Annotated in this window: 16 protein-coding genes; 8 read left to right on the top strand and 8 right to left on the bottom strand. The window is 46.2% G+C overall.

Annotated features, from left to right (window positions below; genetic code table 11):
• Nucleotides 1-2 precede the first annotated feature (2 nt).
• Together AB4484_RS02095 and metF are read left to right on the top strand one after the other, a co-directional pair.
• Entirely contained in the window at nucleotides 3-2,414 is a 2,412-nt protein-coding gene (locus AB4484_RS02095; protein ID WP_372076221.1) for a bifunctional aspartate kinase/homoserine dehydrogenase II, read from the top strand.
• A 276-nt stretch (nucleotides 2,415-2,690) separates the two neighbouring features.
• Nucleotides 2,691-3,590 (top strand): methylenetetrahydrofolate reductase, encoded by a 900-nt coding sequence (metF, locus tag AB4484_RS02090; protein WP_004729683.1) that lies wholly within the window; start codon nucleotides 2,691-2,693, stop codon nucleotides 3,588-3,590.
• A 152-nt stretch (nucleotides 3,591-3,742) separates the two neighbouring features.
• Here metF and AB4484_RS02085 read toward each other — a convergent pair whose 3' ends face one another.
• From AB4484_RS02085 to argE, 3 genes are all read right to left on the bottom strand, one after another.
• Nucleotides 3,743-4,282 carry a PadR family transcriptional regulator gene (locus AB4484_RS02085; protein ID WP_017061141.1) on the bottom strand — a complete coding sequence of 180 codons (540 nt, stop codon included), beginning with the start codon at nucleotides 4,280-4,282 and terminating at the stop codon, nucleotides 3,743-3,745.
• A 349-nt stretch (nucleotides 4,283-4,631) separates the two neighbouring features.
• Nucleotides 4,632-7,268 carry a phosphoenolpyruvate carboxylase gene (gene ppc / locus AB4484_RS02080; protein WP_017063683.1) on the bottom strand — a complete coding sequence of 879 codons (2,637 nt, stop codon included), beginning with the start codon at nucleotides 7,266-7,268 and terminating at the stop codon, nucleotides 4,632-4,634.
• Between the two features lie 252 nt (nucleotides 7,269-7,520).
• Nucleotides 7,521-8,657, bottom strand: a complete 1,137-nt coding sequence (gene argE / locus AB4484_RS02075) for an acetylornithine deacetylase (protein ID WP_004729680.1) — start codon at nucleotides 8,655-8,657, stop codon at nucleotides 7,521-7,523.
• 153 nt (nucleotides 8,658-8,810) lie between these two features.
• Between argE and argC the strand changes: the two genes are divergently transcribed.
• The 4 genes from argC (at nucleotide 8,811) to argH (ending at nucleotide 14,163) form a co-directional block, all read left to right on the top strand.
• Nucleotides 8,811-9,815 (top strand): N-acetyl-gamma-glutamyl-phosphate reductase, encoded by a 1,005-nt coding sequence (gene argC / locus AB4484_RS02070; protein ID WP_372076219.1) that lies wholly within the window; start codon nucleotides 8,811-8,813, stop codon nucleotides 9,813-9,815.
• Nucleotides 9,816-9,827: 12 nt separating this feature from the next.
• Entirely contained in the window at nucleotides 9,828-10,616 is a 789-nt protein-coding gene (gene argB, locus AB4484_RS02065) for an acetylglutamate kinase (RefSeq protein WP_372076218.1), read from the top strand.
• Between the two features lie 113 nt (nucleotides 10,617-10,729).
• Nucleotides 10,730-11,941 carry an argininosuccinate synthase gene (locus AB4484_RS02060; RefSeq protein ID WP_017061137.1) on the top strand — a complete coding sequence of 404 codons (1,212 nt, stop codon included), beginning with the start codon at nucleotides 10,730-10,732 and terminating at the stop codon, nucleotides 11,939-11,941.
• Nucleotides 11,942-12,288: 347 nt separating this feature from the next.
• Nucleotides 12,289-14,163: an argininosuccinate lyase gene (gene argH / locus AB4484_RS02055; RefSeq protein WP_017061136.1), complete on the top strand. Its 1,875-nt coding sequence runs from the start codon at nucleotides 12,289-12,291 to the stop codon at nucleotides 14,161-14,163.
• A 261-nt stretch (nucleotides 14,164-14,424) separates the two neighbouring features.
• On the opposite strand, the gene AB4484_RS02050 is transcribed toward argH, so the two are convergent.
• Nucleotides 14,425-14,673 (bottom strand): DUF3624 domain-containing protein, encoded by a 249-nt coding sequence (locus AB4484_RS02050; protein ID WP_082242308.1) that lies wholly within the window; start codon nucleotides 14,671-14,673, stop codon nucleotides 14,425-14,427.
• A gap of 87 nt (nucleotides 14,674-14,760) precedes the next feature.
• Here AB4484_RS02050 and AB4484_RS02045 point away from each other — a divergent pair, with 87 nt between their 5' ends.
• On the top strand, nucleotides 14,761-15,108 hold the full coding sequence (locus tag AB4484_RS02045; protein WP_004729674.1) for a RidA family protein: 348 nt from the start codon (nucleotides 14,761-14,763) through the stop codon (nucleotides 15,106-15,108).
• A 438-nt stretch (nucleotides 15,109-15,546) separates the two neighbouring features.
• Here the strand turns inward: AB4484_RS02045 and AB4484_RS02040 are convergent, their stop codons facing one another.
• The 3 genes from AB4484_RS02040 to AB4484_RS02030 form a co-directional block, all read right to left on the bottom strand.
• Nucleotides 15,547-17,013: a dihydrolipoyl dehydrogenase gene (locus tag AB4484_RS02040; protein WP_048612368.1), complete on the bottom strand. Its 1,467-nt coding sequence runs from the start codon at nucleotides 17,011-17,013 to the stop codon at nucleotides 15,547-15,549.
• A gap of 273 nt (nucleotides 17,014-17,286) precedes the next feature.
• The gene (locus AB4484_RS02035) at nucleotides 17,287-18,015 is read right to left on the bottom strand and encodes a glutathione peroxidase (RefSeq protein WP_017061133.1); all 729 of its coding nucleotides are present in this window, start codon (nucleotides 18,013-18,015) and stop codon (nucleotides 17,287-17,289) included.
• Nucleotides 18,016-18,059: 44 nt separating this feature from the next.
• A complete protein-coding gene (locus AB4484_RS02030; RefSeq protein WP_372076216.1) occupies nucleotides 18,060-18,239 on the bottom strand; it encodes a hypothetical protein in 180 nt (59 codons plus the stop codon).
• Here AB4484_RS02030 and oxyR point away from each other — a divergent pair.
• The gene (gene oxyR / locus AB4484_RS02025) at nucleotides 18,238-19,131 is read left to right on the top strand and encodes a DNA-binding transcriptional regulator OxyR (RefSeq protein WP_017061132.1); all 894 of its coding nucleotides are present in this window, start codon (nucleotides 18,238-18,240) and stop codon (nucleotides 19,129-19,131) included. The two genes, AB4484_RS02030 and oxyR, sit on opposite strands and share 2 nt — an antisense overlap.
• A gap of 111 nt (nucleotides 19,132-19,242) precedes the next feature.
• Here oxyR and AB4484_RS02020 read toward each other — a convergent pair whose 3' ends face one another.
• A complete protein-coding gene (locus AB4484_RS02020; RefSeq protein WP_372076214.1) occupies nucleotides 19,243-21,804 on the bottom strand; it encodes a penicillin-binding protein 1A in 2,562 nt (853 codons plus the stop codon).
• Nucleotides 21,805-21,891 lie beyond the last annotated feature (87 nt).

Raw genomic sequence — 21,891 nt, 5'->3', positions numbered from 1 at the left:
TAATGGCAACCTTTCGCCAGCTACATAAATTTGGTGGCAGCAGTTTAGCGAATCCTGAATGTTACCAACGCGTGGTCAACATTCTTAGAGAATACTCATCAGCATCTGATTTGGTGGTGGTATCGGCAGCAGGCAAAACAACCAACCGTTTAATTGAATTTGTTGAAGCGCTCGACAAAGATGGTCGTATTGCCCATGAATGCCTACAAGCACTTCGTCAGTTCCAACTCGATCTGATTGAAGCACTGCTTGAGGGTGAATCAGCCGCACAACTTACTGCAACCATTCAACAAGAATTTACCGTTTTGGGTGAGCTAACGGCTCCCTTGAGCGAAGCACAAAAAGCAAAAGTGCTTGGACACGGTGAGGTTTGGTCTTCACGTCTACTCGCGGCTTTGTTGTGCCAACATGATTTACAAGCCGTTGCTCAAGATGCGCGTGCTTTTTTACGTGCAGAAGTGGGCGCTCAGCCTGAAGTCGACCGCGCACGTTCTTACCCTCTGATTAAAGAAGCTCTGGCGCAGCATGCACATTGCCGCGTGGTGATTACGGGCTTTATGGCTCAGAACTGCGAGGGTGAAACCGTACTGCTTGGTCGCAACGGTTCGGATTACTCAGCGACCGTGATTGGTGCTTTGGCTGAAGTTGAACGCGTGACGATTTGGAGTGATGTGGCGGGCGTTTACAGCGCTGACCCTCGTCTGGTTTCAGATGCGTGTCTATTGCCTCTACTTCGCCTTGATGAAGCCAGTGAATTGGCTCGTCTTGCCGCTCCAGTGCTTCACAGCCGAACGCTACAGCCTGTGGCTCAAAGTGCTATGGATCTCAGCTTACGCTGCAGCTATCAGCCGGAGGCGGGCTCTACACAGATCGAGCGTGTACTGGCATCGGGTCGTGGTGCAAAAATCATTACCTCTTTGGATGAAGTGCTTATCGTGCAACTGACCTTTGGTCACGGCCATGATTTCGACCGTCTAGAGAGTGAAGTGCTTGAAGGGCTTAAGCGTGCTCAACTTGAGCCGCTTGCTTATGAGCTTGAACCGGATCAACACTGTTTGCGTCTTGCCTACACAGAAGAGATCGCTGGTGGTGCATTAGAATATCTCCAAGACCATGCGATTGAAGCTGAGATTAAGCTAAAAGAAGGTTTCTCTCTGATTGCTGCAGTGGGTGCGGGTGTGACTAAGAACCCGAACCATTGCTACGGTTTCTACCAGCAGCTTAAGAGCTCTCCGGTTGAGTTCATCTCAGAAGCGAACTCAGGCTTAAGCTTGGTGGCTGTGATTCGTAAGAGTGAAACATCAAGTCTAGTGAAAGGCATTCATTCTCAACTGTTCCAAGCGCAGAAGCGTGTTGCGATTGCCTTGTGTGGTAAGGGCAATATTGGTTCAAGCTGGTTAAGCCTGTTTGCTGAGCAAAAAGCGGAACTTGAAAAGCGCCGTGGAATGAACTTTGAATTGGTTGCCGTGGTTGATAGCCAAACCTATTGGTTCGACGATCAAGGCATTGATGCGACTTCGGTAGGTAAGCGCTTTGACGACGAAGCGATTGCTAACAATGGTAACGACTGGTTAGAGCGTTTGGGCTCTATTCAAGGTTATGACGAAGCAGTGGTTCTGGATGTGACTGCGAGCCCAGTGCTTGCAGCAAAGTATCTGCAAATCGCACAACAAGGTATTCACCTAATCTCGGCGAACAAGGTGGCAGGTTCTGCATCGAGCGAGTATTACCATCAAGTACAAGATGCTTTCGCTAAGATCAGCCGTCATTGGTTGTACAACGCGACAGTGGGTGCTGGATTGCCGATTAACCACACGGTACGTGACCTACGTGAAAGTGGCGATGACATCATTGCGTTGTCTGGCATTTTCTCGGGCACGTTGTCTTGGTTGTTCCAACAGTTTGATGGCACCGTGCCGTTCAGCGAGTTGGTTGACTTAGCATGGCAACAAGGCCTTACGGAACCTGACCCTCGTGCTGACCTAGATGGCTCAGACGTGATGCGTAAGCTGGTGATTCTGGCGCGTGAATCTGGTTTGGATATCGAACCTGAAAACGTAAAAGTGGAATCGCTCGTACCTGCAGAGCTGCAAGATCTATCTGTGGATGACTTCTTCGACAAAGCTTCTGTTCTAAGCGAAGAGTTGGCTGAGCGTTTAGAGAAAGCGCACTCTCAACAGAAAGTTCTGCGTTACGTAGCGCGTTTGGAGAAGAACGGTAAGGCAACCGTAGGCGTTGAAGCACTGTCTAAAGAACATGCTCTGGCGAACTTGTTGCCTTGCGACAACATCTTTGCGATTGAGAGCAAATGGTACAAAGATAATCCATTGGTTATCCGTGGCCCAGGTGCAGGACGTGAAGTCACAGCGGGTGCAATTCAATCTGACCTAAACAGAATGTCTAGCCTGTTCTGATACTCAGATCGGTTGGTTTAGTGTCTAAATGGCATACTATTCACTAAGATAAATAAGGCTGAAAGCACGATGTGTTTTTCAGCCTTTTTTCTACATTATTTCTGCTTTGCGACCCATCTAACGACTTGAGTTTTACTCACGATCTACTTGAGAAAAATTCATAATGGATCTGTTGACATTAAATCGTATTCAATACATTCTACAGACATATAGACGTCTAAACGTCGTTTAAGGATTTGAGTTTTTAGTGGTTGCTTTTGCCACAGGGAGAGTAAGATGGGATACACACACGCTAGTCATATCGACGCTTTAAATCAGAATATCGCTGAGCTTTCTGACAACATCAATGTGTCATTTGAGTTTTTTCCACCGAGCAGTGAGAAGATGGAAGAGACCCTGTGGAACTCTGTTCACCGTCTTAAAACACTTCAACCAAAATTTGTATCGGTAACTTACGGTGCAAACTCGGGCGAACGTGACCGTACCCACTCAATCATTAAAGAAATTAAAAACCAAACTGGCCTAGTGGCTGCACCGCACTTAACGTGTATTGATGCGAGTCGCGAAGAGCTGATTCAAATTGCCGACGATTACTGGGCAAATGGTATCGAGAGTATTGTTGCGCTGCGTGGTGACATTCCAGCAGGCGGCGGCGCGCCAGAGATGTACGCATCTGATTTGGTTGAGCTACTTAAATCTCGCCACGATTTTGATATCTCAGTAGCGGCATTCCCTGAGGTTCACCCTGAAGCAAAAAGCGCTCAATCTGACCTTATTAACCTAAAGCGTAAAGTGGATGCGGGTGCTAACCGTGCAATCACTCAGTTCTTCTTTGATGTAGAAAGCTACCTACGTTTCCGTGACCGTTGTGTTGCGGCTGGTGTGGATGTTGAGATTGTACCGGGCATCTTACCGGTTTCTAACTTCAAGCAAGCGTCTCGCTTTGCAGCGATGAACAACGTAAAAGTACCTGGCTGGATGGCGAAGCAGTTCGAAGGCTTGGATGATGATCCAACCACTCGTCAGTTAGTAGGTGCTAGCCAAGCGATTGATATGGTTCGTACGCTGAGCCGTGAAGGTGTGAAAGATTTCCACTTCTACACGCTAAATCGTGCAGAAATGACTTACGCACTTTGCCATACGCTAGGTGTTCGTCCACAAGTCGCTGCGCTTTAAGCAAAGTCTAAGAAGTAAAGCCTAAGCACTTGTAAAAAGCCTCTGGCAGTAACATTTCAAATCCTATAGATACAAAAAAGGCTTGGACTCATAGAGTTCAAGCCTTTTGCTTTTCTAGCTTCTAGCTTCTAGCTTCTAGCTTCTAGCTTAACTTAAGCTAGAGCGCCAAGTTCAAGCAGTACTTCTTCAGCCCATACAATCCATGCTTCACGGATAAGTAGGTTACGACGAAGTGTTAGACGCTCAAGGCGTGCTTGCTTGTCTAGTGTTGATGGCGTTGCGTAGTAAGCCGCTTCGATTTCACGGTAGTGAGAAACCAGTTTGCGAGACTCTTCTACTAGCTCAGCAAGTTGTACACGGTAAGCGTCAGAAGGTTGTACAGCACAAGCCATTAGCTTAGCTGAGAACTCGTCACGAACGGTTGGGTGTGCAGTTGGTTGTTCAAACCATTCACCTAGCGCGCCACGGCCAGCATCAGTGATAGAGTAAACTTTACGATCAGGTTTGCCTTCTTGAGGCTCAAGCACGCAAGTTACCTGGTCGTTCTGAGCCATTTTATTTAGCTCGCGGTAAACTTGTTGATGGCTAGCTTTCCAGAAGTAACCAATGCTTGCGGAGAATTCTTTTGTGATATCGTAACCAGTAGCATCGCGTGTACTTAAAACGGTTAGAATTACGTGTGGTAATGACATGTCTGAAATCCAAATGGTAAACAGTAAACAAATACTTAAACAACAAGTGTGCTTCTAATGGCACGTTATATTGGTTATGTCTAAGTAGCACCAACTCATCGGTTGGTTATATCACCTTACAAAGCCGTTTATCACCTAGGTTGACCAGTTTATTGGTCAAATTGCTGCAGGTTATTTTTCTGGAGTGTTTCCGCAGCGGAGCAGTAGTATATCTAAATAATAAGCATAAAGTAGAATACATGGATAAAATAACCCAAAAAACTGACAAAATACTCACTAGTGGTTATTTTGCAAAATAAAAAGGTCGCACGTGGCGACCTTTTGTTCTTTTTATGGTAGGAATCACTAATTAACCTGTGTTTCGCATACCTGCTGCAATGCCTGCAATCGTCACCATTAGCGCTTCTTCGAGCTCTGCTGGTGGTGTTTCACACTTACGAGTACGGTAAAGCAGTTCTGCTTGAAGCATGTTTAGTGGCTCAACGTAGATGTTACGTAGGCGAATCGACTCAAGCCCCCAAGGGTCGCTCTGCATCAAGTTCTCGTTATTTTCTACATTCAGTACCGCTTTGATGTCTTTTTGTAGCTGTTCACGCAGTAACTCACCCAGAGGTAATAGCTCTTCGTCAACAAGACGTTGATCGTAGTACTTCGCAATTTCCATGTTGCACTTCGAGTACACCATTTCCAACATACCCAGACGAGTTGAGAAGAATGGCCATTCACGACACATCTCTTCAAGTAGCGCTTGATGGCCTTGGTCAACTGAGTATTGAATCGCTTCACCAGCACCTAACCATGCAGGAAGTACCAAACGGTTTTGGCTCCAAGAGAAGATCCATGGAATTGCACGTAGGCTTTCTACGCCGCCATTCGGGTTACGTTTCGCAGGGCGAGAACCAAGAGGCAGTTTACCTAGCTCCAGTTCAGGCGTCGCTTGACGGAAGTAAGGTACAAATTTCTCTTCGCCACGAACCACGTTACGGTAAGCCTCACAAGAGACTTGAGATAGCACTTCCATTAGGTCGCGCCACTCTTGTTTAGGCTCAGGTGGCGGTAGAAGGTTCGCTTCTAGAATCGCACTTGCGTATAGGTTGAAGCTGTTTACCGCTACATCTGGCAAGCCAAGCTTAAAGCGGATCATTTCACCTTGCTCAGTTACACGTAAGCCGCCTTTCAAGCTCTTAGGTGGCTGAGAAAGAAGAGCAGCGTGCGCCGGAGCACCACCACGACCAACAGTACCGCCACGACCGTGGAATAGAGTCAGTTCAATGCCTTCTTCGTCGCAAACCTTAACCAGCTTGTCCATCGCATCGTACTGAGCCCAACCTGCAGACATAACGCCGGCATCTTTTGCTGAGTCAGAGTATCCGATCATTACCATTTGGTGGTTCTGGATAAAGCCACGGTACAAGTCGATGCTCATTAGCTGTTTCATTACCGCTTCTGAGTTGTTCAAGTCGTCTAGCGTTTCGAACAGTGGGCATACGTCCATGCGGTACGGGCAACCACACTCTTGCAGCAGCAAGTGAACAGCCAGTACATCCGATGCAGTGCGAGCCATAGAAATCACGTAAGCACCGAAGGCTTCACGAGGTTGAGCAGCAATGACCTTACAGGTGTCCAAAACCTCTTTAACCTGTTCAGATGGCTCCCAATCACGAGGAAGTAGTGGGCGTTTTGAGCTTAATTCATTGGTTAAGAAAGCAATCTTGTCTTGCTCGCTCCACTGGTCGTAGTCGCCAATGCCTAGGTAGCGAGTCAGTTCAGACAGCACATCTGAATGACGTGTACTTTCTTGACGAACATCGAGACGCACTAGGTGTACACCGAATGCTTTTAGGCGGCGCAAGGTATCAAGTAGAGAACCGTCTGCGATTACGCCCATGCCACATTCGTGCAGCGATTGGTAACACGCGTAAAGCGGTGTCCAAAGTTGGTCGATGTTCTGTAGTGTTTCTTTCTTCGGTACTTCAGCATCATGCAGTTTTGCATCAAGCACTTCTAACGTGTTGTTCAGCAGAGTACGTAGGCTCTTTAGGATTGCACGGTAAGCTTCATGCTCATCACCCGCTAGTTCACGAACGGCATCATTACACTTAGTCATCGACAGTTCGGTAATCAGCTCGTTTACGTCACCTAGGTAAAGGTCAGCGGCTTTCCAGCGAGATAGGCGCAGCACTTCTTTGGTGATGGTGTGCGTTACGAATGGGTTACCATCGCGGTCGCCGCCCATCCAAGATGAGAAGTGTACCGGGCGCGCATCAATTGGCAGGCCTTCACCAAGGTAGCCTTTTAGTCGACCGTCCATTTCACGTAGGAAATCTGGTACAGCTTCCCACAGTGAGTTTTCAACAACCGCAAAGCCCCATTTTGCTTCATCAAGTGGCGTAGGGCGTTGCTGACGAATCACATCTGAGTGCCAACCTTGAGCGATAAGTTGCTCTAGGCGACGTTCTGTTTTGACACGTTCTTTGTGTGATAGGTCGCTTAATTCTAATTTAGACAGACACTCGTTGATCTTAACTAGCTTGTTGATCATGGTGCGACGAGTGATTTCTGTTGGGTGTGCAGTCAGAACGAGTTCAATGTTCAGGTCGCGAACGGCTTGAGCCGCATCTAGCTTGCTGATGTCATTCTGGTTTAATTTGGAAAATAGAGATTGCAGCACGTCTGGTTCGCAAACATGCTCCTCACAGTGGCGAGATATTGTGTGGTACTGCTCTGCCATGTTGGTGAGGTTGAGAAATTGGTTAAATGCACGAGCAACAGGAGTGAGTTGTTCGTTCGGCAGGTTTTTGATTTCTTCAACTAGGCTGTCACGGTCAGCTTTGTTGCCTGCGCGGGCGGATTTGGAAAGTTTACGGATAGTCTCCACTTTCTCTAAGATAACGTCACCATGTGCATCTTGGATTGTGTTACCTAGCAAGCGTCCCAGCATGCTTACGTTACTCTTGAGAGCGGCGTATTTCTCGTTCATTGTCATCCTGCCTCGTAAAAAAATTACATCCATTGTTCCTTGTTAAGTACACAATCTAGCGAAAAGTGCTGTATCTAGTCAAATAAAGCATTCTAAGTTTGCAATTATTAGTTTTCGAAATGCGGGAGAAGTAAATTTTCCAATAGTTCGGAATTAAAGTGAAATTTAATTACAAGATCAGGCTGTGTCAGGGATGGCAGAATAAAAGCCACCTTTTCGGGTGGCTTTTATACGAAAATATTGGAAGAAAAGTAATAACTAGAAACAATATTTACGGATCGATTTACTCAGAACATCAATCGTTGGATCGATAAAATCGAAGCTTAGGAACTCATCTGGTTGGTGCGCTTGGTCGATTGAGCCCGGACCCAGAACTAAGGTTGGGCAAAGTTCTTGAAGGAAAGGAGCCTCAGTACAGTAGTTCACGGTTTGTGATTCAATCTCACAAACGGATTCCATGCCACCGATAAATGGATGGTCGTGTTGGCACTCGTAACCTGGGATAGGTTCATGCAGAGGTGTAATCTCAATTCTGCCCGGCCATTTTGCTTCCACTTCCTTAAGTGCGCTGCGCAGCATGTTATCCAAGCCATCTAGGCTGATACCTGGTAAAGGACGCACATCATAGTGCAGCTCACAACAACCACAGATACGGTTGGCACTGTCGCCACCGTGAATATGGCCAAGGTTTAGCGTTGGGCTTGGAATTGCGAAACCCGGGTGGTGATATTCTTTGACTAGCTTGTCACGCAGCTGCATTAAAGCGAACAACACTTCATGCATGATCTCGATGGCGTTGACACCTAATGCAGGATCAGAAGAGTGACCTGATTTACCCGTTACTCGCACTGCATTGGCAACATGGCCTTTATGACCACGAATCGGCACTAGGCTCGTTGGCTCACCAATGATGCAGTAATCCGGTTTAAACGGTGCATTTTCAGTGAAATGACGCGCACCTAACATGGTGGTCTCTTCGTCACAGGTTGCCAATACATATAGCGGCTTGGTCTGTTTGCTCCAATCCATCTTCTTTGCCGCTTCATAAACGAAAGCGAAAAAGCCTTTCATATCGGCCGTGCCTAACCCATAGAAGCGATTGTTGTGCTCTGTTAGTGCGTGAGGGTCGAAGTTCCAACGTCCTTCATCGAATGGCACTGTGTCGCTGTGTCCTGCGAGTAGCAAGCCACCTTCGCCCGATCCCATCTTAGCGACCATATTATGCTTGCCGGGCTCGACTTCCACGACTTCAACGCTAAAGCCTACGTCTTTAAACCATTGAGCCATTTTTTCGATCACTTTCTCGTTGCCATGATCCCAGCTTGGATCGGTCGAGCTAATAGAGTCTGTGGAAATTAGGCCTTTGTAGACCTCAAGAAAACTCGGTAATTGCATAATAACTTCACTTCTACTATTGACAGGAAAACCATAAGTCGGTAAAACACATATTAAATCATATTTAATGCATAAGAAATCAAATAAAGCTAAAAATTAAGTATGAATAGTCAAATTTGAAATGTAACTTACCTCAGAAATGGATGTGTTGAGATGTTGAAAACCACGATCATTGGCGCAAGCGGCTACACAGGAGCAGAACTGGCTCTAATGATAAACAGACACCCTGAGCTCACGCTATCAGGTTTATATGTCTCAGCCAATAGTGTAGACGCAGGTAAACCTATTGCGGCACTGCACGGTAAGTTAGCTGGCTTGATTGATATGCCAGTACAACCTTTAACAAATCCGGAAGAAGTAGCTAAACAGTCTGATGTGATTTTTTTAGCAACGGCACACGAGGTTAGTCACGACCTAGCGCCAATTTTTCTAGAGAACGATTGCCAAGTCTTCGACCTATCGGGTGCATTCAGAGTTAAAGGCGAAAACTTCTATCAAGAGTTTTACGGTTTTGAACATCAACACGAACAATGGCTAGACAAAGCGGCTTATGGTTTGGCTGAGTGGAACGAACAAGAAATTAAAGAAGCACAGCTTGTCGCTGTCGCGGGTTGTTACCCAACGGCATCACAACTGGCGATTAAGCCTTTGGTTGAAGGCAAGTTACTGGATGAAAACCAATGGCCAGTGATTAACGCAACTAGTGGTGTGACTGGTGCAGGCCGCAAGGCGACGATGGTTAACAGCTTCTGCGAAGTAAGCCTGCAAGCTTATGGTGTATTCAATCACCGTCATCAACCTGAAATGGCCGCACATTTAGGATGTGATGTAATTTTCACTCCGCACCTCGGCAACTTTAAGCGCGGTATTTTAGCGACCATCACCATGAAATTGGCTGAAGGCGTGACAGAACAGCAGATACAAGACGCCTTCGAGCAAGCTTACCAAGGTCAACCTGCGGTGAGATTACTCGAAGAGACATTGCCAAGAATTCAAGATGTAGAACAGACGCCTTTCTGCGACTTAGGTTGGAAGGTTCAAGGTCAGCACATCATCGTTGTTTCAGCGATTGATAACTTATTAAAGGGTGCATCTAGCCAAGCGATGCAGTGTTTAAATTTACGTTATGGTTTTGCGCCATTAACTGCGTTAGTGTAAGGGAATCTAGATATGAGCCTTAATAATCAACCATTAATCATAAAGTTAGGTGGCGCTGCGCTATCTTGTGGTGAAACACTTAGCAAGTTATTTGGTGCTATCTCTGCTTACCAACAACAGGCACAACGACCAATCGTGATTGTTCACGGTGGCGGTTACCTTGTTGATGATTTGATGAATAAGTTGAACCTCGAAACCGTTAAGAAACAAGGGCTACGTGTTACTCCTTATGACCAGATCCCTGTGATCGCTGGTGCCCTAGCGGGCACGGCCAATAAACTACTTCAAGGTCAGGCAATTAAAGACGGAATCAATGCCGTTGGTTTGAGCCTTGCTGACGGTGGTTTATGCAAAGTAAGCGAACTGAACCCAGAACTGGGCGCGGTAGGAAAAGCGGAGCCGGGCGACTCAACCGTTCTGCAAGCGATTCTCAATGCGGGCGCACTGCCAATCATTAGCTCAATTGGTCTGACTGAGCAAGGTCAACTGATGAACGTCAATGCCGACCAAGCTGCGGTTGCCGTTGCGGGCGCACTTGATGCTGAACTGGTACTGCTTTCTGATGTAAGTGGTGTGTTGGATGGCAAAGGCCACCTCATTCCAAGCCTTAACCAACAACAAGCCGATGACCTTATTGCCGGCAAAGTGATTACCGACGGCATGATCGTTAAGGTTCAAGCTGCACTAGAAGCAGCTAACGACCTTGGACGACCAATCGAAGTTGCCACTTGGCGATACCCAGAAAAGCTAACACAACTGTTTTCAGGTAAAAGCATAGGAACACAGTTTTTACCTCAGTAGGTCTCACAACGAGTCACTACTTAAAGAATTTAGACAAATTAAATAAACATATAATTATGAAGTCATTTCCAACGCTGACCGCCATGTGCAGTATGGAAACTAGGAGAAAGAAAATGAGCAAAGTTAACGTAAAGAAAGTTGTAGTAGCCTACTCTGGCGGTCTAGACACATCAGTAATCATCCCATGGTTGAAAGAGAACTATGACTGTGAAGTGGTTGCGTTTGTTGCGGATGTTGGTCAAGGCGACGAAGAGTTGATTGGTATCGAAGAGAAAGCAAAAGCTTCTGGTGCATCTGAGTGTTACATCGCAGACCTTAAAGAAGAGATGGTTGCTGATTACATCTACCCAACGCTAAAAACGGGCGCTTACTATGAAGGTAAATACCTACTAGGTACTTCAATGGCGCGTCCAATCATTGCGAAAGCACAAGTTGAAGTCGCACGTAAAGTAGGTGCAGACGCACTGTGTCACGGCTGTACAGGTAAAGGTAACGACCAAGTTCGTTTTGAAGGCGCATTTGCTGCACTAGCACCAGACCTACACGTAATTGCACCATGGCGTGAATGGGATCTAGTGAGTCGTGAAGAGTGTCTAGATTACCTAGCAGAGCGTAACATCCCTTGTACGGCTTCTCTTACTAAGATTTACTCGCGTGATGCAAACGCATGGCACATCTCAACAGAAGGCGGCGTTCTTGAAAACACATGGAATGCACCTAACGAAGATTGCTGGGCTTGGACTGTAGACCCTGAGCAAGCGCCAAACGAATCTGAAACAGTGACACTTAAAGTTGAAAAAGGCGAAGTGGTTGCGGTTGATGGCGAAACAATGACGCCATACAACGCACTGGTTTACCTAAACGAGAAGGGTGCTAAGCACGGTGTTGGTCGTATCGATATCGTAGAAAACCGTCTTGTTGGCATGAAGTCTCGTGGTTGTTACGAAACTCCGGGTGGCACAATCATGATGGAAGCACTGCGTGCAGTAGAGCAACTGGTTCTTGATAAAGCGGCATTCGAATTCCGTGAAGAGCTAGGTGTTAAGGCTTCTCACCTTGTATACGATGGTCGTTGGTTCACTCCACTATGTAAGTCAATCCTTGCTGCGACAGAAGAGCTAGCACAAGACGTGAATGGTGAAGTGGTTATCAAGCTTTACAAAGGCCATGCAACGGTGACTCAGAAGCGTTCTGACAACAGCCTGTACTCAGAAGAGTTTGCAACCTTTGGTGAAGATGAAGTTTACGACCAAAGCCACGCTGAAGGCTTCATTCGTCTTTACTCGCTATCAAGCCGTATCCGTGCTTTGAATAGCCAAAAGTAATCCTAACAATGAGTTAGCGAGCTAGCCTTTAGCGAAAGGTTGAAGGCCAGTAAACAGACATTATTATGCAAAGCCCATTCACTATTGATTAGTGAGTGGGCTTTTTACTTTCTATTTGCCTAATAAATCAGCTTCGGTTTTTACTATCGGATGGCATATAATTCGCGCTCCACGCTAAAAATAATCAATGGATTGAACTGTTGGTGAATAAATATGTGAAAATAATGAATTAATACTTTATTTTCATTTTGAATTGCCGTAAGTTTAAACCATCAGAAAAATACTGAATCTTAATCAGAATTATCATTTGCAAAAACAGTGAGCACTGTGCAATTAGGAGATACACAATGGCATTATGGGGCGGTAGATTTACCCAAGCAGCAGACACCCGGTTCAAAGATTTTAACGATTCTCTTCGTTTTGATTACCGATTGGCTGAGCAAGACATTGTGGGCTCAATTGCCTGGTCTAAAGCTCTACTGTCGGTCAACGTATTAACAGAAGAAGAGCAACAGAAGCTTGAGTTAGCACTGAATGAGCTAAAACTTGAGGTGATGGAAGATCCTGAACAGATTCTACGTTCTGATGCAGAAGATATTCACAGCTGGGTTGAGCAGCAACTTATCGGCAAAGTCGGTGACTTGGGCAAAAAACTTCACACTGGCCGTTCTCGTAACGACCAAGTGGCGACCGACCTGAAACTATGGTGTCGTCAGCAAGGTAACCAACTGCTACTGGCACTGGATCGCCTACAAAGCCAAATGGTGAACGTTGCTTCTCAGCATCAAGAAACCGTGCTGCCTGGCTACACTCACTTACAACGTGCTCAGCCGGTAACTTTTGCTCACTGGTGCTTGGCTTACGTTGAAATGCTTGAGCGTGACTATTCACGTTTGAATGATGCGATTAAGCGTCTAGATACATGTCCGCTGGGTTCTGGTGCCCTTGCAGGAACAGCTTACCCGATGGACCGTGAAGAGTTAGCTCACAACTTAGGTTTCCGTCGTGCAACGCGCAACTCTCTAGATTCAGTCTCTGACCGTGACCATGTGATGGAGCTAATGTCGATTGCTTCTATCTCTATGCTTCACCTTTCGCGTCTTGCAGAAGATATGATTTTCTACAACTCAGGTGAATCAAACTTCATCGAGTTAGCGGATACCGTGACGTCAGGTTCATCTCTGATGCCACAAAAGAAAAACCCAGATGCTCTAGAGCTTATCCGTGGCAAAACTGGCCGTGTATACGGTTCATTAGCGGCAATGATGATGACAGTAAAAGCTCTGCCTTTGGCGTACAACAAAGACATGCAAGAAGATAAAGAAGGTCTATTCGACGCTTTAGATACTTGGAATGATTGTATGGAAATGGCAGCACTCTGTTTTGACGGCATTAAAGTGAACGGCGAACGTACACTTGAAGCAGCGAAACAAGGCTACGCGAACTCAACAGAGCTGGCTGATTACCTAGTAGCGAAAGGCATTCCTTTCCGTGAAGCTCACCATATTGTTGGTGTGACGGTAGTGGCAGCGATTGCTAAAGGCTGCGCATTAGAAGAATTAACCATCGCAGAGATGAAAGAGTTCTCTGAGGTGATTGAAGAGGATGTGTATGACATCCTGACCATTGAATCGTGTCTTGAAAAACGTAGCGCGCTAGGCGGTGTATCTCCACAGCAAGTGGCTTACGCGGTTGACCAAGCTGAGAAACGTTTATCACAGCGTGACACTTCCATCGTCAAGGTTCGTCCTGCTCGTCTGACCGATATTGAAGCGTTGGAAGGAATGGTCGCTTACTGGGCGAACATGGGTGAAAACCTACCTCGTTCTCGTAATGAACTGGTGCGTGATATTGGCTCGTTTGCGGTCGCAGAGCATCATGGTGAGGTGACAGGTTGTGCATCGCTTTATGTGTATGATTCTGGCTTAGCGGAGATTCGCTCGCTCGGTGTTGAGGCTGGCTGGCAAGGTCAAGGTCAAGGTACTGCAATTGTGCAGCACTTGGTTGAGAAAGCGCGACAAATGGCCATTAAGAAGGTGTTTGTGCTGACTCGTACTCCAGAGTTCTTCATGAAGCATGATTTCTTACCAACATCGAAATCTCTGCTGCCTGAGAAGGTACTGAAAGATTGTGACCAGTGTCCTCGTCAACATGCATGTGATGAAGTGGCGTTGGAAGTGAACTTGGTAGAGCAGATTATTGCTAAGGTTAATGTTGCATAAGGCATTGATTTTATAGTCCCTAAAAAAAAGATCAAAAATATGATCTTTTTTGGGAACAAACTAAGAAAAGCCCGGTCTATTAAAGTACCACTGCTTTTTCTTAGAATTTTCTAAGAAAGCCCTAGAATCGATTGGTTCTGGGGCTTTTTTCTATCTGCTGTTTGGGAAGTGATGACGACTTGCTAAGGCGAGTTATTTAATTGGACATCTAGCCTGTATCGCTTATCTAGCCTTTATCACTTATCTAGCAACGTCTCTCTGTTAACGCTTTTTGTTCCTTAAAGGCAGCACGACAAACTTCATTATCCAATGCAACGATAGCAAGCCACTGAATGCGAAAGCGGCCATCATCAACGCGATGGCATTGATGGTTTTTGGGGCTTCTCTGAAAAACAGCCACCATACTCCCCAACTCAAAATCGACAATACCATCAGCTGATTCATGCAACGCTGGCAGCGACCGAGTTTGTTACGGATTTTTTCACTTTTATTGCAATGAATGCATGTCATCTTGGGTTTGATTCGCGTTATGCTTGTTGCCCTGATAATAACACGTCACAAGATATTGGATCACGGTGACACAGAGAGAGAAAGTCGATGATTGAGCGCCAAGAAACCAAACAACGCATGAGCCGTATTGTGAAACACAACGGCACTATCTACCTATGTGGCCAAGTGTGTGCTGATGCAACCAAAGACATCACTGAGCAAACACAAACGATGCTAGATAAAGTGGAAGCCCTACTTGAGCAAGCAGGAAGCGACAAAGAGCACATGCTGTCAGCAACGATTTACTTGAAAGACATGAAAGACTTCCAAGAAATGAACGCAGTTTGGGATGCATGGGTACCAGAAGGCCACGCTCCAGCTCGCGCATGTGTGACTGGCGACATGGCTCGCGAAGCGCTACTTGTTGAGATATCTGTGATTGCTGCTGAGAAGTAATCGCTAAGTCTTTAGCGACCGGTAATTGGTTCAAGAGATTCCAGATACCTCGTCCCTCAGTTCTGGAATGACGAGTTAAAGCTTGGTTTAGTTGATGCGTTGTTCTTATTGGGCTTCGGTTTTGCTCTGTATTCAAAGTAGCGTCATTCCCCAAAGAGACGAAGGAGCGTAATCCGGAATATCTGTTTGTGTGGTAAGAGATTCCAGATACCTCGTCCCTCGGTTCTGGAATGACGAGTTAAAGCTTGGATTAGTTTATGCGTTGTTCTTATTGGGCTTGGAATTTGCTCAGTATTAAAAGCAGCGTCATTCCCGATAGCGACGAAGGAGGCGTAGTCGGGAACCTGTTATTTGCTCGTTGCCAAAAACAAAAAGGAAAGCCAATGGCTTTCCTTTTTAGTATCTAGCGTTTGCTTACTGCCTAACAATATTCTGATATTAGCAACCTGGGCCACAATCCAGACAATGTTTCACCATCTCTGGACCTAGGTGCAGTTTCGCGTTCAGGTCACGTAGCGCTGTTCGCACACCTTCTTCGATTACTGGGTGGTAGAACGGCATGTCTAGCATTTCAGAAACCGTCATCTTGTTCTGATGTGCCCATGCTAATAAGTGAGCCAAGTGTTCTGCGTTTGGTCCCATCATTTCAGCACCAAGGAAGCGGCCTGTACCTTGCTCGCCGTAAACGTGCAGAATACCTTTGTTGCGCAGCATCACTCGAGAACGGCCTTGGTTTTCAAAAGACACTTCACCCGTTGCGAAACAGCCACATGTGCCTAAGCGGGTGGTGATCTCTTTGTAGGTTTCACCAACCATCGCGATTTGCGGGTCAGAGAATACTGCCGAGATTTTAGAGCGGCGTAAGCCTGCACGAATCTCTGGGAAGCGACCTGCATTGTCACCCGCAATACGAGCTTGGTCTGCTGCTTCATGCAGTAGAGGCAGTTGGTTACTCGCATCACCAGCGATAAATACTGATGGTAGCGATGTTTGTAGCGTGTAGTGGTCTGCGATTGGCACACCACGTTCATCAAGTTCTAGAGAGGTATTCTCTAAGCCAAGCTTGTCAGTGTTAGGGCGACGACCTGTTGCTGCCAGTACGTATTCAACGATGTTAGTTTCTAGCTCACCTTGTTTATTGATGAACTGGATTTCGACGCGAGCCTCACCCGATTCAGTGGTAATGCGCTTCATGCTTTCGATTTTCACGTCGGCATCTAGATAGAATTCTTCATTGAAGGCTTTATCTGCGTAAGCCATGATCTCAGGGTCGGTTACTGGGCCCACTTGACCACCCAAGCCGAACAGTTTGGTTTTCACACCTAAGCGGTGCAGTGACTGACCAAGCTCAAGTCCAATAACGCCAGGGCCAAATACTGCAACCGATTCTGGTAAATCATCCCAGCTGAACACGTCATCGTTAATGATCAGACGATCACCAAGCTCATTCCAAACGGCAGGGTATGCAGGGCGCGAACCGGTCGCGATAACAATACGCTTAGCTGTCACAACCGTGTGGTCATCAATTTGTAGAGTGTTGTCGTCTAAGAATTTTGCGTAGCCAGAGATCTTGTCTTGCTCTGGGATTTCATCCACACCTTCTAAAACAAAACCAACAAAACGGTCACGTTCAAACTTCACTCGGTCCATCACTTCACGGCCGTTAATCACGATATCACCTTGTGGGTGAACGCCAAAAGCCGGAGCTTTCTCGATTTGGTGTACGCTTTCCGCAGCTGCAATAAGCAGTTTAGATGGCATACAACCAACACGAGCACAGGTTGTACCGTAAGGGCCGCCTTCAATCATCACGACACTGTCAGTGTGTGCTTTTGCAGCGCGGTAAGAACCTAAACCTGCCGTACCGCCCCCGATAACTGCTACATCTACATTGACTTGTTTCATAATAATTTTCTCGCAATGGCTAAATTTGGTTTGAACGAACCCCTCCAACTCTGATGATTTTTTGAGAGTCAGGATAGCGGGTCAGTTTTGTGATTCTGTTTTATTAGGTTTAGCTTGTGACTCTGCTTTATTGCTAACTATAGGTTAGTAAAAGACAGGCGAGTCACCAGCTATATTCTTTTTTCCAAAACTCAGATAAGAGCATTTGGAATGGCTAACCCACAAGAGGGTGGGTTAGCGGATACTTCTGAGCCTATATCGGCGATGAAGCGATTAGCCTAGGAAAGTTTCTAGTTCTTCGCTACCACCGATGTGTTTGCCACCGATGAATACTTGAGGAACGGTAGTGCGACCAGAGATTGCACGTAGGCTTACTGTTGTTGCATCTTTACCTAGAACCACTTCTTCGTAGTTCAGACCTTTGTCGATTAGGTTCTGTTTTGCTTTCATACAGAAAGGACAGCCTGGCTTAGTGAATACTGTGATTGACTCTTGCTCTTTGTGCTCAGGAGCAAGGTAGTTAAGCATAGTATCAGCATCAGAAACCTTGAACGGGTCGCCTGGTACGTCTTCTTCGATGAACATTTTTTCTACCACGCCGTTTTTAACCAGCATGCTGTAGCGCCATGAACGTTTGCCGAAGCCGATGTCGTTTTTCTCAACTAGCATGCCCATGCCGTCTGTGAAATCACCGTTACCATCTGGGATGAATGTGATGTTTTCTGCTTCTTGGTCTGCTTTCCAAGCATTCATTACGAATGTGTCGTTTACTGAAACACACAGAATGTCATCAACACCGTTTTCTTTGAATACAGAGTGCAGCTCGTTGTAACGAGGTAGGTGGCTTGACGAGCATGTTGGCGTAAACGCACCTGGTAGGCTGAATACGATAACTGTCTTGTCTTTGAATAGCTCTTCAGTCGTTACATTAACCCATGCATCACCTTGGCGAGTTGGGAATGTTACTTGAGGGATTGATTGACCTTCTTTAGATGCAAACATATTGATTTCCTTAAATAGTATTTTTAATTTTGTTCTATCAGAGCTTAACGTTTTTCTTCGCTCTGTTTCGTTTCGTTGAGCCCATTATTAGATAAATCCTTTGATAGCTCTAATCGTTTGATGTTATGGTTTTGATAGGTAAATTCTATCAAGAGCATTTTTCTTTTAAATGTTTTTATTAGAACCCTTGTTCTTATTAAAACCTGAGGTAAGAGACTGATCATGAACATTCGTGACTTTGAATACTTGGTGGCGCTCGCAGAGCATAAACACTTCCGAAAAGCGGCAGAAGCGTGCTTTGTCAGTCAGCCGACACTAAGCGGTCAAATACGCAAACTCGAAGATGAAATTGGACTTCAGTTAACCGAGCGTAGTCCAAGGAAGGTAATATTTACAGAATCAGGGTTACAACTTGTTGAACAAGCCAAGCGTATTCTCAATGAAGTGAAAACTTTTAAAGATATGGCGAGTGGGCACGGTGAAGCGATGACGGGGCCAATGCACATTGGTTTTATTCCAACCGTGGGTCCTTACATCTTGCCTAAGATTGTTCCTCATCTTAAAGAGAGCTTCCCAGATCTTGAGCTTTATCTGCATGAAGCTCAGACTCATCAATTAGTGAGCCAACTTGAAGATGGCAAGCTGGATTGCTTGGTACTGGCTGCGGTTGATGAAACGGCGGTGTTTAAAGAGATTGATGTGTATGACGAGCCGTTAAGTGTTGCTGTTCCATGTGACCACGAGTGGGCTCAGCAAGACACTGTCGATATGCTGCAGCTCAATGGACAAACTGTACTGGCGCTAGGTGACGGTCACTGTTTAAGAGACCAAGCCTTGGGTTTCTGTTTTGCTGCGGGTGCGAAAGATGATGAGCGCTTTAAGGCAACCAGCTTAGAAACGCTGCGTAACATGGTCGCGGCGGGGGCGGGTATTACCTTGCTACCTCAGCTATCGGTGCCAAAGGAAAAGCAGAAAGATGGTGTGTGTTACGTACCTGCGGTGAATCCAACACCTTCACGTAGAATTGTCGTGGCTTACCGTCCGGGCTCTCCATTGAAGGGACGTTTCGAGCAACTGGCTGAGACGATTCGAACTCAACTGGAGAAGACGGCTTAGCGCTTGAGTTTAGAGCCTAGTCTGGTCAGATATAGATATAAAAAAAGGGTTGATATGAATGCATATCAACCCTTTTTATTGGTTCATGTAACTAGGTTCAACAAACCCTAGTTAGAACAGCTCTTCTACTGCTTCACCTGATGAGGTTGAGTAGATGTCATCATTGAAACGTTCAGTGATGTATTCGGTTGGCTCTGTGCCTTTCTCGAAGTACTCGAACATTGATGAGCTATCGAACTTGTTGGTCAGTAAGCCAGTTTCACGGTCGATACGAACACGGACGATGTTCTCTGGAATCTCTTTACGCTCAGCAGGAACGCCCGCTAACGCCGTACCCATGAAATCAACCCATGCCGGTTCTGCTGTTTTCGCGCCAGCTTCTGCACCCGTAATTTGGTTCTTACCAAGATTTGAGTTCGCTTTGGTTCTGCCTAGGTTGCGGTTGTGGTTATCAAAACCAACCCATACCGTTGCAACCATGCCAGGGCCGTAACCGCTGTACCAAGTATCTTTCGAATCGTTGGTGGTACCCGTTTTTCCGCCAATGTCACGACGCTTCAACGGCTGTGCACGCCAACCTGTACCGTTCCACCCCGTACCTGCGCTCCAATCACCGCCACCCCAGATGTTGCTGTACATCATTTCACGAACAAGGAATGCGTTCTGTTCAGAGATAACTTGAGGTGCGTATTGTACTTTGGCATCCACATCTTGCTCTGCAAACTCATCCGCCATTGGGTCTGTGGTCACTTGCTGTTGGCAATCGTCTTTACAAACCACTTTCGGTGTCGCTTCAAATTCAGTCTCACCAAATGGTGTCTCAATGCGGCTGATGTAGAAAGGTTCAACGTAGTAGCCGCCATTAGCGAATACTGAGTAACCTTGTGCTACCTTCATTGGCGTTAAGCTACCCGCACCCAGAGCAATAGTTTCAGAGCGCGGAACTTCGTCAATATCAAAACCAAATCGAGTTAGGTAGTTACGAGTATCATCTAGGCCTACTTCGCGCAGTACACGTACCGCCATTACGTTTTTAGACTGAGCTAAGCCAATACGTAAACGAGTTGGGCCCACGTAAGTCGGTGGCGAGTTCTTTGGTCGCCATGCGGTACCTTGGCTCTTATCCCATTGGTTAATCGGTGCATCGTTGATCAGTGAGGCTAGCGTTAAGCCTTTCTCAATCGCCGCTGAGTAGATAAATGGTTTGATACCAGAACCCACTTGACGAATAGATTGCGTTGCACGGTTGAACTTGTTGTGTACAAAGTTAAAGCCACCGACCATCGACAATACCGCGCCGTTGTTCGGGTTCATTGCAACAAATGCAGTGTTCGCATTCGGTACTTGGCTTAGTCGCCATACAATCGGTGTTTCTGATTCTGCCGTCGCTGACTCTTCTGTCGGCTCTTCAGAGACTTCATCACCGGTAACGGCTTCATGGCGAACCCAGATTTGCTCACCAACAGCCAGAATCTCTTTCGCTTGAGAAGGCGCTGGTCCTTGGCGGTTATCCGTTAGAAATTTACGCGCCCAGTTCATGCCTTGCCATTCGATAGTGCCTTCACCTTGGTTCTTAACCCAAATTTGCGCACTTTTCGAATCAACCGCGGTAACAACAGCAGGGACTAAGTCACCGTAGGTTGGTTGAGACTTTAGGTGTTTAACGATTTGTTCTTGATCCCACGCTGATTGCGCAGTCTGCCACAATACTTTTTCAGCACCACGGTAGCCGTGACGCTCATCGTAGCCAAGTAGGTTCTTAATCGCGGCTTGGTTCGCTGCTTTTTGCAGTTTCGAATTAACGGTCGTGTAGACCTTCATGCCTGATGTATAAGCTTCTTCACCGTAGCGTTCCACCATCCAAGCACGTGCAACTTCAGCAACATAGGGTGCGCTTAGTTCGATCTCTGCACCGTGGTATTTCGAGATAATTTCTTCGCTACGAGCGTCATCGAACTCTGCTTGAGTGATGTATTTCTCGTCTAACATACGACGCAATACAACGTTACGACGGTTAGTCGCGCGCTCAACAGAGTAAATAGGGTTCATTGTCGAAGGTGCTTTTGGCATACCCGCAAGCGTCGCAATTTCACTTAGCGTTAGATCAGGAAGATCCTTACCGAAGTAAACACGTGCTGCGGCGCCAAAACCATACGAACGGTGACCAAGGAAGATCTTGTTGACGTAAAGCTCCATGATCTCTTCTTTACTAAGAAGTTGTTCAATGTGGATCGCAATAAAGATCTCTTTGATTTTACGCATGATCTTTTTCTCATTAGATAAGAAGAAGTTACGCGCAAGCTGCTGAGTAATGGTACTCGCACCTTGTTTGGCTGAACCCGACATGGCAACCACGAGTGCTGCACGTGTGATACCGATTGGGTCAATACCTGGGTGTTCATAGAAACGGCTATCTTCGGTGGCAATCAGAGCCTCAACTAAGTGGCGAGGAATCTCGTCATAAGTGACTGGATTACGACGCTTTTCACCAAATTGAGAGATCAGCTTACCGTCTTGACTGAAGACTTGCATCGGCGTTTGGAGTTCTACGTCGCGCAAAGTGGCAACATCAGGCAACTCTGGTTTTACGTAATAATAAAACCCGAAAATTGTACTGACTCCAAGAATCATGCAAATCAATGTAAATATGAATAATCGCTTTATGAACTTCACCGGATAATCCCTGATTAGTTAAGGCTGATAAGCAGCAAACCCTTGTACTCTAGGCTAAAAACTTAGCTTTCGTTTATTAACGCTTAT

This window comes from Vibrio sp. 10N.261.46.A3, from assembly GCF_041472995.1.
Taxonomy (GTDB): domain Bacteria; phylum Pseudomonadota; class Gammaproteobacteria; order Enterobacterales; family Vibrionaceae; genus Vibrio; species Vibrio coralliirubri.
The sequence above is the reverse complement of the archived record's forward strand: the minus strand, read 5'-3'. Positions and strand labels throughout refer to the sequence as shown.